This window comes from Pseudoxanthomonas sp. GM95 (assembly GCF_900109775.1).
Taxonomy (GTDB): Bacteria; Pseudomonadota; Gammaproteobacteria; order Xanthomonadales; family Xanthomonadaceae; genus Pseudoxanthomonas_A.
In genome coordinates, this window is sequence record NZ_FOAX01000001.1 from 1,520,739 (window position 1) to 1,535,855 (window position 15,117).

13 protein-coding genes are annotated in these 15,117 nt (G+C 65.2%); 8 read left to right on the forward strand and 5 right to left on the reverse strand.

Annotated features, from left to right (window positions below; genetic code table 11):
* Positions 1-84: 84 nt before the first annotated feature.
* The 8 genes from BMZ17_RS07060 (at position 85) to BMZ17_RS07095 (ending at position 9,695) form a co-directional block, all read left to right on the forward strand.
* A complete protein-coding gene (locus BMZ17_RS07060; RefSeq protein ID WP_254775199.1) occupies positions 85-1,176 on the forward strand; it encodes a polysaccharide deacetylase family protein in 1,092 nt (363 codons plus the stop codon).
* A 12-nt stretch (positions 1,177-1,188) separates the two neighbouring features.
* Complete coding sequence (locus BMZ17_RS07065) at positions 1,189-2,457, forward strand: O-antigen ligase family protein (protein WP_093137557.1); 1,269 nt, start codon at positions 1,189-1,191, stop codon at positions 2,455-2,457.
* Positions 2,454-3,995 (forward strand): oligosaccharide flippase family protein, encoded by a 1,542-nt coding sequence (locus tag BMZ17_RS07070; protein WP_093137560.1) that lies wholly within the window; start codon positions 2,454-2,456, stop codon positions 3,993-3,995. The genes BMZ17_RS07065 and BMZ17_RS07070 overlap by 4 nt, the downstream gene beginning before the upstream one ends.
* A gap of 32 nt (positions 3,996-4,027) precedes the next feature.
* Positions 4,028-5,254, forward strand: a complete 1,227-nt coding sequence (locus tag BMZ17_RS07075) for a glycosyltransferase (protein WP_093137562.1) — start codon at positions 4,028-4,030, stop codon at positions 5,252-5,254.
* Positions 5,251-5,943 (forward strand): polysaccharide deacetylase family protein, encoded by a 693-nt coding sequence (locus BMZ17_RS07080; RefSeq protein ID WP_254775200.1) that lies wholly within the window; start codon positions 5,251-5,253, stop codon positions 5,941-5,943. Before BMZ17_RS07075 ends, BMZ17_RS07080 begins: the two co-directional genes overlap by 4 nt.
* A 33-nt stretch (positions 5,944-5,976) precedes the next feature.
* Positions 5,977-7,203 (forward strand): hypothetical protein, encoded by a 1,227-nt coding sequence (locus BMZ17_RS07085; RefSeq protein WP_093137566.1) that lies wholly within the window; start codon positions 5,977-5,979, stop codon positions 7,201-7,203.
* 12 nt (positions 7,204-7,215) lie between these two features.
* Positions 7,216-7,965, forward strand: coding sequence for a glycosyltransferase family 2 protein (locus BMZ17_RS07090; protein ID WP_093137569.1), 750 nt, complete (start codon positions 7,216-7,218; stop codon positions 7,963-7,965).
* Between the two features lie 80 nt (positions 7,966-8,045).
* Positions 8,046-9,695: a hypothetical protein gene (locus BMZ17_RS07095; protein WP_093137572.1), complete on the forward strand. Its 1,650-nt coding sequence runs from the start codon at positions 8,046-8,048 to the stop codon at positions 9,693-9,695.
* Here BMZ17_RS07095 and BMZ17_RS07100 read toward each other — a convergent pair.
* The 5 genes from BMZ17_RS07100 to BMZ17_RS07120 form a co-directional block, all read right to left on the reverse strand.
* On the reverse strand, positions 9,692-10,561 hold the full coding sequence (locus BMZ17_RS07100; protein ID WP_139202808.1) for a dienelactone hydrolase family protein: 870 nt from the start codon (positions 10,559-10,561) through the stop codon (positions 9,692-9,694). The genes BMZ17_RS07095 and BMZ17_RS07100 overlap by 4 nt on opposite strands.
* A complete protein-coding gene (locus tag BMZ17_RS07105) occupies positions 10,554-11,342 on the reverse strand; it encodes a serine aminopeptidase domain-containing protein (protein WP_093137575.1) in 789 nt (262 codons plus the stop codon). Before BMZ17_RS07105 ends, BMZ17_RS07100 begins: the two co-directional genes overlap by 8 nt.
* Positions 11,339-12,652, reverse strand: coding sequence for an outer membrane beta-barrel protein (locus BMZ17_RS07110; protein ID WP_093137578.1), 1,314 nt, complete (start codon positions 12,650-12,652; stop codon positions 11,339-11,341). The genes BMZ17_RS07105 and BMZ17_RS07110 overlap by 4 nt, the downstream gene beginning before the upstream one ends.
* A 154-nt stretch (positions 12,653-12,806) precedes the next feature.
* Positions 12,807-13,583 (reverse strand): P-loop NTPase family protein, encoded by a 777-nt coding sequence (locus BMZ17_RS07115; RefSeq protein ID WP_093137580.1) that lies wholly within the window; start codon positions 13,581-13,583, stop codon positions 12,807-12,809.
* Positions 13,580-15,091 (reverse strand): XrtA system polysaccharide chain length determinant, encoded by a 1,512-nt coding sequence (locus BMZ17_RS07120; protein WP_254775202.1) that lies wholly within the window; start codon positions 15,089-15,091, stop codon positions 13,580-13,582. Before BMZ17_RS07120 ends, BMZ17_RS07115 begins: the two co-directional genes overlap by 4 nt.
* Positions 15,092-15,117: the final 26 nt, after the last annotated feature.

Consider the following 15,117-nt stretch of genomic DNA (forward strand, 5'->3'; position numbering starts at 1 on the left):
GAGCCAGAGATCGAGCGTTCTTGAAATCGGCATCTGTCGTGCAGTTCGCCATTCGGGTGTGTGGCGCTCGCCGGGGATATCGCCTTGATCCGCGAAGTCACCCACGGCATGGAAGCGCCGGCGTTGCCGCGCCCGAGCAAACGACAGCGACTGGCGTCGATGTGCAGTGCAGCCGGGATGCTTCCCGGCCTGACGTCGCTGCGGCAGGTCCTGCGCAAGGATCTGCGCATCCTGGCCTATCACCGGGTGCTCCAGGTCGACGATCCAGCCGCGTTCGCATTTGATCTGAACGAAGTCAGCGCCTCGCCCGAACAATTCCAAGCGCAGATGCAGCTGGTGAAGCGCGATTACGATCCGATCCAGTTCCAGGATGTCTTGGCAGCCTGGAATGGGGGCGCGCCACTGCCGGCAAGGCCGCTCATCGTCACCTTCGACGATGGCTACGACGACAACTACCACATCGCCTTTCCGATCCTGCGTGGATTAGGTGTGCCGGCGATGTTCTTCGTGTCCACCGGGCACATCGACAGCGGCCAGCCATACGCCTACGACTGGCTGGTGTACATGCTGTGCAGGACGCGCGCGACACGCTTGACGGTACCCGAACTGCTCCTCGACGAGCCGATCCCGGAGCCGCTGGAGGGAAGACGGGCGCTGGCCAAGGAACTGCTGTTCCATCTCAAGGGCCTCGATGCCGTCGACCAGGCGGCTGTTATCGCCCGGCTTGCTGGCGCCTGGAAGATGCTACCCGAGCCGCATGCCCAATGCCGTCCGATGACTTGGGATCAGTTGCGGGAAATGCGTGATGCCGGGATGGAGATCGGGGCGCACGGCGTCCATCACCATATTCTGGCCAAGCTTTCGCCGGCGGCCATGCGCGAGGAGATGCGTGAGTCAATGGAGACGCTCACGCGCGAGCTGGGGGCGCCGGTCGACGTGCTGTCCTATCCAGTGGGCGGGCCCGATTCCTACGATGCGCAGGTCATCGAGGCGGCGACCCAGGTCGGCTTCCGCCTTGGGTGCAACTACATCACCGGCGTGAATCGCCTGCCGACGACCGCGCACTTCGATCTGCAGCGGCTTTCGGTCGAGAGCGAGATGGACCTGGACTGGTTCGCGGCGATGACGGCGATGCCTGAAGTCTTCGCGCATCGCAAGCGCGTGCGGCTCGGCTAGGCGCTCGCGTCCATGTTCTTCCTCATCGTGCTCTACCTGATGCTGGTGCTGCTGCGGCCGCAGGAATATCCGGCGTTCGAGGGCGTGCAGCTTCCGCTGCTCCCCGTCACGCTCGTGCTGGCGCTGCTGGCCTGGCTGATCTCCTATAAGAAATCCCTGGGCGAGCCGCAATACCGCCTGCTGGGTGCCTTCCTGGTCGTGATGATGATGTCGGTCGTGGTGAATGGCTGGGTCGGCGGTGCGCTGTCGGAGCTGCTGCGCTTCGGCCCGGTGGTGGCGGCGTTCTTCATCCTGGCCAATGCGATCGACAGCAGGCAGCGGCTGGTCTTCGTGATGGGCGCAATGGTGCTGTGCGCGACGGTGCTTGCCCTGCATGGGATCGAGCAGAAGCAGACCGGCATCGGCTGGACCGGCGTGCCGCTGATCCAGGATGGCCGCATCCAGTACGTGGGCATCTTCAACGACCCCAACGATCTGGGCATGCTCTTCGTCTTGGCGCTGCCGATGGCGATGTACCTCAGCAGTCGCGGCGGTGGATTCGGGCTGCTGCGGATCTTTTGGTTGTCCACCGGCCTGTTGCTGCTGTACGGCATCTACCTGACCAACTCGCGCGGCGCGCTGTTGGCGGTTGCGGCATTGTTGGGGGTCTGGCTGTGGCGTCGGTACGGCACCATCGTCGCGGCGGTGTTCGGCAGCATGGGTCTGGCGGCATTGCTGCTGCTGCCTTCACGACTAGCCGATCTCAGCCCAGATGAGGAGTCGGCCAGTGGCCGCGTTGATGCCTGGTACGAAGGCTTCCAGATGTTCATCTCGCACCCGCTGTTCGGCGTGGGCGCGGACAACTTCACCGACTACAACCACCTGACTGCGCACAACTCGCTGATTCTGGTGCTGGCCGAAACCGGGTTCATCGGGTTCACCCTGTGGTTGGGCTTCATCGGCTACAGCTTCCGCATGATGTTCACGGTGCTCCGGCACAAGCCGGAGCTGCCGGATGCGGCGGCCGTGGCCGCATGGAAGACCGAGCGTGCCGTCGCGATGACGCTGCTGCTGTCGCTCAGCGGCTGGCTGGTGACGGCGTTCTTCCTCAGCCGCAGCTACGCGCTGGTGCTGTACCTGCTCACCGCATTGATGGTGGCCGCCTACGCCAACGCGCGCCGGCAGTTCCCGTCGCTGCCGGGGTTCGAGATCGGGCGCGACTGGGTGCGGCTGGGCATGGTGGCGGCGATGACCGTGGCGGGGCTGTACGTCGTGGTCAAGGTGTTGCTGGCACTCCAATGAACCGATCCCCGAGTGCATTGCGCAATACCTTCTTCTCCTCGGCGGGGATCTACACCGAGTATGTGCTCGGCATGCTCACTTCGATCCTGATCGCGCGCCATTTGGGGCCGCACGATTTCGGCGTGTACAGCATGGTGATCTGGCTGGTTTCTGTCGGCATGACCATGACCAACGCCGGTTCGTCCACCACGTTGATCAAGTTCGTCGCCGAGCTGCGCGGTGGCGGCCGCGAGGAGCTGATCCAGCCGCTGCTGACCTATCTGCGCCGGACCCAGCGCACCTGCCTGTTGCTGGTGCTGGTCGCTGCCGGCGTGCTGTCGGCGTTCGCCGGGGCAAGGCTGGTGCCGGACTTCAATCGCGGGGTCCTGTTCGGCCTGCTGGCGTTGACCATCAGCCTGCGCGCGCCGTACATGTTCAATATCTCGCTGGGCAAGGGCCTGGAGAACTTCCGCGCCACCGCCGCGGTGGCGATGGTAGCCACGCCGCTCAACCTGGCGATGGTGGCCATCGCCTGGTGGCTGGACGCGTCGATGAACGCCTTCCTGATGGTGTTCGCGATCTCCAGCATGGTGTTCTACGGCGTCTCGCATTACCAGACCGCGCGGCTGGTGCCGGCATCCTCGGTGACCCAACTGCCGCCCGAGCTGAAGCAGCGGATCGTGCGCCACATGCGCTACGCCGCCATCACGGTCACGGTGGGGTTTGTCGCGGCCAGCGATATCGGTGTGCTGCTGCTCAACCTGTTTGCTTCCTCGGCGGAGGCTGGGCAGTTCAAGGTGGCGTTCCAGCTTTCGGCCGGTGCGGCATTGTTGCTGCCGGGCGTGGTCGGCGCGCTGATGCTGCCGATGATGGCCAATGCGCTCAGCCAGGGGCTGTCAATGGCGGGGCGCCGCTTCGTCGGAGCGACCTCGTACCTGATGCTGCTGGCCGCGCCGCTGGTCGGTTTTGGTGCGGTATTCGCGTCGGCGGTCATTTGCCTGCTGTATGGCCCGTCCTACGCTGCCGCAGCGCCGGTCTTCGCGACCTGCCTGTTCGGTGCGGCGATGGGAACGGTGGCCCAGGCCGGCTCCAGCCTGCTGCTCAGCGCAGATCGGCAACGCAGCATGATGCTGCTGACCCTGACCAATGCGTTGGTCAAGCTGCTGCTCGACATCGTGCTGACCCTGCATTACGGATTGGCCGGCGCGGTTGCCGCCTACACGATCACCAGCGTGCTGACGGCGGGCGCCGTGCTCGGACTTGCGATGGCCACGAGCGGGCTGGGGCTGGACTGGTCGCGCCTGGTACGCATCGTGGCAGCGGCCGGCGTGGCGGCTTTGGCGGCATTTCCCGTTCGCGAGTTGTGGTCGCCTCTTCCGGTGTTGGCGTTCGGCGGCCTGCTGTTTGCTGGGACCTACGGCCTGATGACATTCGCCCTCGGCTGCTGGAGCGCGGACGACATCGAGCACATGCAGCAGATGCACCGCCGCGTGCCCAAGGTGCCCGGCCTCACCGCGCTGCTGAGCTGGGCCGACAAGCGCGCCTGCAGGGGATCCTGAGTGCGTCCTTTCACGACCAATGCGGAGCTGCCGTGAACATCACCCACTTCGTCGAATCGCTGGATCGCGGTGGACTGGAGCGGGTCGTGATCGATCTGGTCCGGACCCAGCGCGATGCCGGCGATCGCTGTCAGGTGGTCTGTTTGTTCGGCGCTGGCGCGCTGGCCGGCGAACTGCGCGCGTTGGGGATCCCCGTGCACAGCTGCGGGAAGCGGCGCGGCCTGGACTTGCGGGCGATCCTGGCGGCCCGGCGCTTGCTGCGCCAGCACGACACCGAGATCCTGCATAGCCACAACGCGATCTCGCATTACTACGCAGTACTGGCATCGCGCGGCCTGCCATTGCGCAAGGTCGTCAACACGCGCCACGGCATGGACAAGACGCGCGCGGTCGCGCAGCGCGGCTCGCGCAGTCGGTCCTGGCGCGACGACCGGCTTGAGTGGCTGTACGGCAAATCGATGGCCTGCACCGATGCGGTCGTGGCGGTGTGTGAAGCGGCCCGCGATGAGTTCCGGCGGCGCAAGGACCTGCCGGCACGCAAGATCGTCGCGGTCCCCAACGGCCTGCACGTGGAGCGCTTCGAGCCCGGCTCGACGCAGGCGCGGCAGCAGTTACGTCAGGCGTTGGGCGTGCCGGACAACACGCGACTCGCGGGCTTCGTGGGACGGCTCACCTGGGCCAAGGACCACGCCACGCTGGTCCGGGCTTTCCGCCTGCTACACGAACAGCGCCCGGAGACCGCGCTGGTGCTGATCGGCGACGGACCGCTGCGATCGTCGTTGGAGGCGCTGGCACGCTCGGAAGGCGTGGCCGAAAAGGTCTTCTTCCTCGGCGACCGCAACGACATCCACGCGCTGTTGCGCGGGCTGGACCTGTTCGTGATGTCGTCGGTCACCGAGGGCTACTCGGTGGCGCTGCTGGAGGCCTGCGCGTCGGCGCTGCCGATCGTGGCGACGCGTGTAGGTGGCAATCCCGAGATCGTGCGTGACGGCTTCAATGGCGCGTTGGTCGCGCCCGGCGCGCCGTCCGAACTGGCAGCGGCCATGATCGACATCCTCGGCGACCAGGCGCGCGCTTACGAGATGGGGCGCGCCGGCCGGGAGTGGGTGCTGGAATACGGTTCGCTGTCCACGATGGCAGCCCGCTATGCCGCGCTCTATGGCAGTGCCCGCGGCGAGGCCGCGCCAACCCAGGACGGTGCGCAAGCAGGCGACGCTCGCGATCTCGAAGCGGGTCTACAGCACCGTGAGGCCCAATGAAACTGCTGCCCGGAAGAATGCAGGTGCTGGGCTGGTTGCCAGACGCGCTGGTCTCGGTGCGCGGCGATGACCGGGGCAGGGCGCTGTACCTGACCTTCGACGATGGCCCGCATGGTGGGTGCACGCCGGCATTGCTGGATCTGCTGCGTGCGTATCGGGCCTGTGCCAGTTTTTTTCTGGTCGGGCGCAACGTCGAGCGGCATCCGGAACTGGTGCAACGGATGGTCGATGAAGGGCACCGGCTGGGCAACCACTCCTATACGCATCCCCAGTTCGGCCGGCTTTCGCTGGCACAGCAGTTGGAAGAAATCGATGTCACCGATCGCCTGCTGGCCAGGTTCGATGGCGTGCGCCGGCATCGCTTCCGTCCACCACGCGGGGTGTTTTCGCTTGGACTCACTGCACACTTCGCAGCACGGCGGCGCAACCTGACCTACTGGTCCTACAACAGCATGGACTACCAGCGCGGTGATCCTGTCGAATTCATTGCGCGGATGCGCGCGGCCCCTCCAAAGGCGGGCGAGGTGATCCTGATGCACGACGACGGCGACTGCGCGATCCGCATGCTCGAAACCTTGCTCGGGGAGTGGCAGGCGGCAGGCTTTCAGTTTTGCGCGCTGCCCCACGCGCGACAGACACACGCGGCTCCTGAGCAAGACGTAGCAGTGCGGTCCGCAAATCCGGGCTGATCCGCACGCGCCATTCCAGACAAGGAATTCCTGATGATCACCCACTTCACCGTGTTCGCCTTGCTGCTTGCCGCACTTGCGGCGCTGATGATCAGTGCCGGCTATGCGCTGCTGCGCATGCGCAACATGCATCTGTGGATCGGCTCCTACCTGCGTCGCCAGCGACCGCCGCCGGTGTCCGGGCCGGTCCATGTGATGTTCTGCTTTGTCGATCACTTCGAACCGATGTGGGGAAAGGTGGATCTGCCCACGCAACGCAGTCGCGTGGATCGCTGGTGCCAGGACTATCGAACGCTGGCGAGCCGCCACCGCGATGCCGACGGGCGTCCGCCGCAGCACACGTTCTTCTACCCGGAAGAGGAATACGCCGAGGAACACCTGGACAAACTTTCCGCACTCTGCGCCGATGGCTATGGCGAAATCGAGATCCACCTGCATCACGACAACGATACCGAGGCCAACTTCCGCGAGACGATCAGCCGCTTCTGCAACACGCTGCACGTGCGCCACGGCGCGTTGTCCCGTGATCCGGACAGCGGGCAGCTGAGTTTCGGATTCATCCATGGCAACTGGTGCCTGGACAATTCACGCGCCGACGGCCGTTGGTGCGGCTTGAACAACGAGCTGATCCTGCTGCGCGAACTAGGGTGCTACGCCGACTTCACCTTGCCCTCGGCGCCCAGCGACACCCAGACGCGCACAGTCAACGCGATCTACTACGCCACCGATGATCCACTGCGCCCCCGGTCGCATGACCACGGTGTCGCCGTGCGCGCTGGAGGGAGCAGTAGCGGCGACCTGATGATCGTGCAGGGGCCGCTCGGCTTGAACTGGCGCGAGCGCAAGTGGGGCGTACTGCCGCGCATCGACAGCGCGGACGTGCGCCGCTCCTGTCCACCGACCCCGGAGCGCGTAGATGCCTGGATCAACACCGCTATCCACGTCGAAGGGCGGCCCGATTGGGTCATCGTCAAGGTCCATACCCACGGCACCCAGGAGCGCGACATGGACACCTTGCTGGGGCCGGTAATGGACACCATGCATGCACACCTGGAGCAGCGTTACAACGATGGCAGCCGGTATCTGCTGCACTACGTCACGGCGCGCGAGGCCTACAACATCATCAAGGCGGCCGAGGCCGGTCTCACCGGTGATCCGGGGAAGTTCCGGGATTTCAGGTTGCCACCGCCGCCGCATTCGCCCTGGCAGCCCGCGCAGATCGACGCGACTACCGCGCGCGTTGCTGGAAACGTCGCGTAAGCGAGCCCGGCAATGCAGCCTTCCGTCGTCAGCGTGGTGATGCCGGTCTACAACGCGGAAGCGTGGCTACGACATTCCATCGACTCGGTGCTCCAGCAGACGCACGCAGCATTGGAGCTGATTGCCATTGATGATGGCTCAATTGATCGGTCGTGGGAGATCCTGCAGGAAGCGGCGCGGGATGACGCCCGGATCAAGCCCTTGCAGCTGGCGCGCAACGCAGGCGTGGCCGCCGCGCGCAACGCAGGTCTTGCTGCCGCCAACGGCGGCCACGTCGCCTTTCTCGACAGCGACGACTGGTGGCATCCACGCAAGCTGGAATGGCAGCTGGGCCAGATGATCGCCACCGGCGCGCAGGTGAGCTATGGCGCGTATGACCGGGTCTCGTCGCAGGGACGACTGCTCTCGCAGGTTCGGCCGCGCCCTGAGGTCGACTACCGCGACATGCTCAGGAGCAATCACATCGGGCATCTGACCGGCATGTATGCGCGCAACCTGGGCGCCGTGGAATTCCAGCGCGTGGGCCACGAGGACTATGTGTTCTGGCTCGATCTGGTCCGGCGCGCAGGACATGCGATCTGTATCGATGCCCCGACACCGCTGGCGTCCTATCTGGTACGCGAGGGGTCGGTGTCGTCAAACAAGCTCCGGGCGGCGGCGTGGCAGTGGCAGATCTACCGCAGGATCGAACGGCTCGGCTTGCTCAGTTCCGCGATCTACATGTCGCATTACGCCTGGCACGCGGTCCACAAGCGCAAATGATGCGAGCGCCGCACGTGGTGCGATGCCTCAGTCCGGTTTCATGGGGATGTCAGATGACAAGTCTTCGCAGGTGGGTATGCATGGCGCTGCTTGTCCTGGCCATGACGGCCGAGGCCAGGGCTGCGGTCACACTGGACCTGTCCTACGTGGACAAGCGCTCGGCGGAGTATCGCCGCTTCAAGAGCTTCGTCGATCGCGCCGTGGCCGGCGATCCGGCCTACGGATTTTCGGCGACCGACGCCGCTTACATGTACCGCCTGACCGGCGAGCGGCCCTATGGCGAGCTGGCGGTGCGCATGGTCGAAGACCAGGTGACTGCTGCCGAAGCGGCCACGGGGCAGGGACTGGCGCCACCGGTCGCCGATGATTCCTACATGTACATCGGGCCGATGCTGCGCGACTTGTCGCTGGCCTATGACTGGTGCGGCGACCTGGTGACGCCCAAACAGAAGACGCGCTGGAAAGCCTATGCCGACCAGGCGCTGGCCAACGTCTGGCATCCCTTGGTGGCGCGCTGGGGTGGCCACTGGCTGCCCGGCAATGGCTGGGCCATCGAAGATCCAGGCAACAACTATTTCTACAGCTTCACCGAAGCCACCATGTACTGGGCGCTGGCCAGCGACAGCCCGGGCTGGAAGACCTTCCTGCAGCAGGACCGATTGCCGCTGCTGACCAAATATCTGACGACGTTGCCAGGCGGCGGCAGTCGCGAGGGCACCAGTTACGGCGCGTCGTTCCGGACGTTGTTTGGCCTGTACCGCGTGTGGCGCGATGCCGCGGGTACGGACCTGGCCAATGCCAACCCGCATCTGACCGACACCATCGCGTACTGGGTGCATGCCACGGTGCCGACCATGGACCAGTTTGCCCCGATCGGCGACCAGCCGCGCGTTTCGGTTCCCGAGCTCTACGACTATGAGCGCGTCCTGATGCTGGAAGCACGCACGCTGACCCACGACGCCGCAGCGGCACGCCTGGCGTCCTGGTGGCTGCACCACATCTCGATCAAGGAAATGAGCAACAGCTTCAACAGCCGGCATGACCTGTTGCCCGCAGGCGAGGATGGGACCGCGCCGAGCGCGCTGGTCTACCACGCGTCCGGGGTCGGGCAGCTGTTCGCGCGCACCGATTGGACCAAGGCTGCCATGTGGCTCAACTTCACCGCCGGGCCGTACGACCAGAGTCACGCGCATCAATCGCAAGGAGCAGTCACATTGTTTGCGGGCGACTGGCTTGCAGTGACGGAGAACATCTGGAGCCGCAGCGGCATCCAGCAGGGCACCGCGACCAACAACGTCGTGCGCTTCGAGCGCGGCGGCGAAGTGATTCCACAGGACACGCCCACCACCTCGTCGATGAAAATCGTCGAGACCGGCGCGAATGGCGAAGTGCATGCCGTGGCCGACCTGACGCCAGCCTACGGCGGCAATCCCGCGATCCGCGCCTGGAAGCGCAGCATCGCCTTCAAAGACCGCGTGTTGACCATCCAGGACGACTTCGCCACGCGCTCGGATACCGCCGCCATCTTTCAACTCAATGTGCCGGTCCAGCCGAAGATCAAAGGCAATACGGCCACGGCCGGAAAACTGCGGGTGACCGTCCTGTCGCCGGTCGGCGCCAGCCTGACGGCGGTGGACTGGACCAAGGTCGACAAGGACTACACACGCGGCTGGCGGCTCGACGTGCGCGGGCCAGGCAGCCAGTTCGTCGTCAAACTGGAAGCCGACTAGCGCGCGGCCACCTGCAAAGGGACTCGCGCCGCCGCGGGCTCTTGCGCCTCGACCTGTGCAAGCTGCGGGAACTGCATGCGCAGCCATTGCTCGATGGTGTCGACCAAGCGCTTTCGGTCATCGGCCAGGACGTAGGTGTGGTCGACTTCCTTCAGGAAGCTGACGCTGATGCCCGGATGGCTTGCCAGCGTCGCGCCGTAACACTCGCCGAACTGACGCTGGTGATTGAAATACCAGCTGGCTCCGCCGCTATAGATGAAGCAGAGTTTGAGCCCGCGCTGGACCATCCCGGCCAGTTCTTCCCGAACGCGCGCCTGCGGCGGGAACTCGACCTGGAATTGCGACCCGGTGGTCGCCGTCACAGGTCGCAGCCTGCGGGTGATGAAGCGCAGCACGCGCGCCGGGTTCAACAGGCGTGGCAGGTAATGCCGCGCCTTGTATCCCCTGGTGCGATAGCCATAACCGTCCAGGAAGACCGCGCCCGCGACCGCATCGTTGTGTTGCGCGACCAGATGCGCGTTCTGGGCGCCTGAGCAAAGGCCGATCAGCACGAAGCGACTGCAGCCGCTCTGCTCGCGCAACAACGCCATGGCGCTGGCCACGTCGCTTTGGACCTGCTGCTCGCGCGACTGCAGCTCGTGGCTCGCGCCGCTGTCTCCCACGGTCGACAGATCAAAGCGCAATGTCGGGAACCCGCAGGCGTTGAGCTGTCGGGTCATCTGCACGTGCAGGCGGAACGGCCCGACGTGGTGCACCAGCCCGGCATTGAGCACGATTACGCCGGTGGTGCGCGCCTGTGAGGAAGGGTGGCCGACAATCCCGAACAAGTGCTGGGCGCGGCCGAACCACGTGGCATGCTCATGCATAAGCTGACTCCTGTATGCGCCGGCTGACGATGTCGATCAGCTCATGCGACTGGATCATGGTTTCCAGCCGTGCCAGGTCGTTCCACGGCGTCGGTGCGGACAGCGGGACGACTTCCGCCCCCGTGCTGATGAAGCGATGCGGCACATCCGCCGGATCACTGGATGCGGAGCATAGGAGCAGCGTGCGGCGCGGCGGCGGTTCCAGCCGCAGGTCAGTCAGCTGTTGCCGGAACGACGCGCTGATGGCAAAGCCTTGCCATTGTCCGGACAGCGCCGCCGCTGGGCGGGGCGCGTTGAAGCGGTTGAGGTCGAAGCGCAGCGCGGCCTGGAGTGCATCGAGCGCGGCCACGTGCGTGGCGCCGTCCAGGACCGGATCCCACAGGATCAACTGGTCCAGGCGTGCGCGCGTCGAGGCAGCCAAGGCAAGGCTGCCGCCAAGCCGGGGGCCGAACGCGATGACCTGCTGGCAGCCGCTGCGCAGTCGCAGGCGTTCTGCGGCCGTGGCCACGTCGCTCATGCAGCGCGACCACTCGACCTCTTCGCTGGCGCCCGCAGAATCACCGGTTCCGTAGTAGTCGAAGCGCAGCACATCCGCGCCGGCCGCGGCCAGTGCGTGCGCCAGCTGGCGATACAGGCGATGGCAACGGATCAGGTCCTGGCCCAGGGGCGGGCACAGCAGCACCCCAATCCCATGCTCGAATGCCCCAGGATGATAGATGCCGAACAGATCCTGCCTGGGACCGAAGTGGAAGGGGATTTCCAGCTGTGTGTTCGTATTCATCGGTTGTAGAGGATGCCGAAGTAGACCTGGTTCTCGCGGTAGTCCTGTTCCGCCTGGTTGCTGCTGCGCTGCTGGTGAAGCAGAGAGATCCGCCAGCCCCAGTGAGAGTTCAGCTGCTTGACGAGGTCCAGGCCGTAGTTGGTGGTGGTATCGCGACGATCGATGTTGTCGTAGGCCACGCGTTCGTAGACCGAGACCATCGCCAGGGTGAGCGTGGGGCGGACCCGGTAGCTGATGTTGATGCCGGCGCCGCGCGTGGTCTGGTCGAGCGTGGCATCGTTGAGGTAGCCAAGCCTGCGGTAGAGCGGGGCGGCCGTCACCGTGAGGCGATCGTCCTCGTAGGTATAGGCCAGCCGGAACCGTCGCTCGCGATAGACCTGCGCATCGACGGTGGTACCGCCCACATCGACGCCTCTCCCGGTGCCTTCCAGGATGCCGATCGGCGCCTGCAGCAACAGATCCTGTGCGGCATCGGAATACTCGCGGGCGGCGGAGAGGGAGAACGTGCTGCGCTCGCTTGGCCGGTAGTTCACCGTCATGCGCTGCAGCGGTCCGGACGCCGTTGGCATGCTGGATTCCTTGAAATCCAGCTGCGTCCAGCCCAGGCCCAGATCGACCTGGAAATGCGCCAGCTCGCTCACATAGCCCGCGAGCAGTTCGCGGCGATCGTAGTCCGGGGTGGCGGATTGCTCGGTCAGGGAGACCTGCTGGGCCTCAAGGTTGAGCGAGACCCGGTCGGTGGGATTGATCTCCCGGATGATCGCCAGCGACCCCTGGGTCCGGTACGAATTGAAATCCTTCGACTTCTCCGCGTAGCTGTTGATGTAGTGCACCGCGGCCTGTCCACGAGTGGCGCTGCCCAGCAGGAAATGCAGCACGGGCCCGAACGTGAACACGTTGGTCTGCTGCAGGTTGTCCGGCCCGTTGCTTGCGAGGCGATCAATGGGCTGCACGCCGGCGTAGTCCTTCAATTCCAGATCCAGGCGCGAAGGCAGGAGCGTCCAGTTGGCCTGGCCAGCGAGCTGAAGTTGGGTCTGGTCGGAGAATCGCTGGCTCAGGTAGTCGCGATACTCAAGGTTGCCCGCGAAATTCGCCTGCAGATCCGTGCCTTGCTGCAGGTAGGAAAAGCTCATCCCCGGCACCAGCACCGACTCGCTCATCGCGTCCTGGGCGGTCAGCGCGATGTTGTCGCTATGCTCAATGCCGCCGTAGAGCGTGTAGTTGAGCTGGCCGGCCCACAGGGGGACGGGGAGCGCGGCAGCCACCAGCGCCAACCCGACGCTGCGTGCGTGCTTGATGGAATCCGACATACCGCTCTCGCTGGAAGTCACGCGTGGAAAGCCGTCAGGTCAAGGAGCCACCGCTGCGTCCGAATCAACGGGGCAGCGCGGAGCCGCTTGTGCATGTCCTCAACGCGCCCGGTCTTGCTGGCACGCTTGCTTGGGCCTTGCGTGCAGGGAAGGATCAAGGCGCATGGTTGAAGACCACACCCGCGACCTTGCCCGGCGCGAAGTTGGCAACGGCCTGGCTGATCGACTTCGCCGTGTCGCGGCCGTAGCCGGCCACGACCACCACGAAATCGGCCAGATCTGACAGGATGCGCGCATCCGGGGATCCGCTGATGGCCGGCCCGTCCAGGAAAATGTAGCGATCCATGTAGCGGCCGCGCAGCGTCTTCATTGCGGCCCGCATGGGCACCGAAGAAAAATATTCGCTGCCGTTCTCACGCGCGGTGCCTGCCGGGATCAGCCGCAGGCGGGGAATGCCGGTCGGATAGATCATGCTGGGAATGCCGCGCCCGGGTGCGTCGAGGAACTCGATCAGGCCTCCCGAGCTCGGTTCGACATCCAGGGCCTTGTGCTGGGCCGGATAGCGCAGGTTGCAGTCGATCAACAGGCTGGTCTTGGCGACATCGAAGGCAAACGCCGTGGCCAGATTACGAGCCACGAAGCTGCTGCCCGAATGCGGGCTGACCGCCGCCAGCAGTGTCACGAAATTGTGCCCGTTGGCCAGGTCCAGCAGGCGGGTCCGGATTTCGCGGAACGCGTCCGAGTGCGGCCGCGCCGACTCCTCGCGATGGATCAGGCGCATGCGATCGAACTGCGCCGGCTCCAGCATCGTGGTCTCGGCCATGCGCGTGATCACATGGCGGGACGAGGTGCGACGGACCAGGCTGGTGGCGCGCGTGACTTCGTTGGTGACCGTTTCGTCGATGTCGTGCGATGTATCCCTGATGGTCACGTCAGTCCCCGTTGCTTGAGCAGGAAAACAACCAGATAGGCCAGTACCACCACGGCCAGAATCCCCAGCAGCACGGTGTTGTGCGCAACACGGCGACGGCGGTCGTGTGCGTTGGGGTAGTAAGGAACGGTGGCCAGCACGGTAACGCCGGTCAGGCGCTCCAGTTGCTCAGCCGAACGCAGCCGGGGGTCGTAGCGGGCCACGCCGAACAGCAGCGCCAGCGGCGCCGCAATCGCAAGCGCCATGCCGGCCAGGGCGAAGTGCATGAAGCGCAGGCCCGAGGGCACCAGCGGGACGGTGGCCGGATTCTGCACGACCATGGTCAGGCCGCGCTGGCGCGCGTCCAGGTTCATGGAGACGCGCGCGTTCTCGCGTCGCTTCAACAAGTCCTGATAGACGTTGCGGTTGACGTCGTAGTCGCGCGTCAGTTCGGCGGTCACGTTGGCGGTTGAGGCGATGTGCCTGCTGCGCGCGAGCTCGGCGGCAAGCATGGATTCAGAAGCGCCCAGGCGCGCGGCGGTCGCGGCGGCATCGGCACGAACGGAGGACAACTGGCTCTTCATCTGCTGGTAGAGCGGATTGAACTGCGCATGGGCGTCCAGCGCAGTCGGCACGCCGGCAGCCTGCGCACTCGCTTTGCGCTGCCGGGCCACCGCCACCTGGTGCTGGATGTCTTCCATCTGGTGGCGAATGCGCACCACATCTGGGTAGTCGGGTGTATAGCTCAGCAGCAGCTTGTCCAGTTGTGCCTGCAGCTCGGCCATCTGCGCCTGGTAGACGCCATCCGTGGTCTGGACCGCGGAGACCTCCGATTCGCCGGACAGCTGGGCCCTGATCGATGCCTCCTGCGACCGCCGCTCCATCAGGTCCATACGCGTGTTCTCGACCTGCGCGCGCAGGTCGTTAATGCGCGAGAGGGTCGCCACATCGCTGCCAGGCCTGGCATCGGCATCGCCTTCCCGGTACTTCTTCAACTTGTCTTCCGCGTTGGTGAGCTTGATCCGGTAGGCCTCGACCTGGCTGTCGATGAATTCAAACGCCTCCCGGCTTTCGCGCTGCTTGGAGGCCAGGCTCTCGCTGATGAATTTCTGTTCGAACTGCCGGGTGACCTCATAGGCCCGCCGCGGATCGGAATCGAAGTAGCTGATCGTCAGCAGGTTGTCGCGCGATAGCTCGACCTTGGTCCGGGCCTTGATGCCTTCGATGATGCGCTCCTTCTCCATCGGGGATGGGTGATCGTCAGGCCAGCCGCCCGCATCGAAAGCGGCGTCGATGACCTTGTTCCCGAAGATGACGGCCCGCGCGATGCCGGCGCGGTCCGCATTGCCGGTGGGCGTGGCTGCGCCTTCCATCAGCGGCGTGATGATGCTTTTTTCTTGGGCCAGGATCGTGGTCGAGGCGACATACTTCTTGGGCCAGAGCAGCCCCGCGACCAGCGCACACAGCGCGATGCCCGCAAAGATGCCGCCCAGGGTGAGGCGGTTGCGCTTTGCCTCGGTCAACAGCACCGGCGCCAGGACAGGAAACCCGTTGT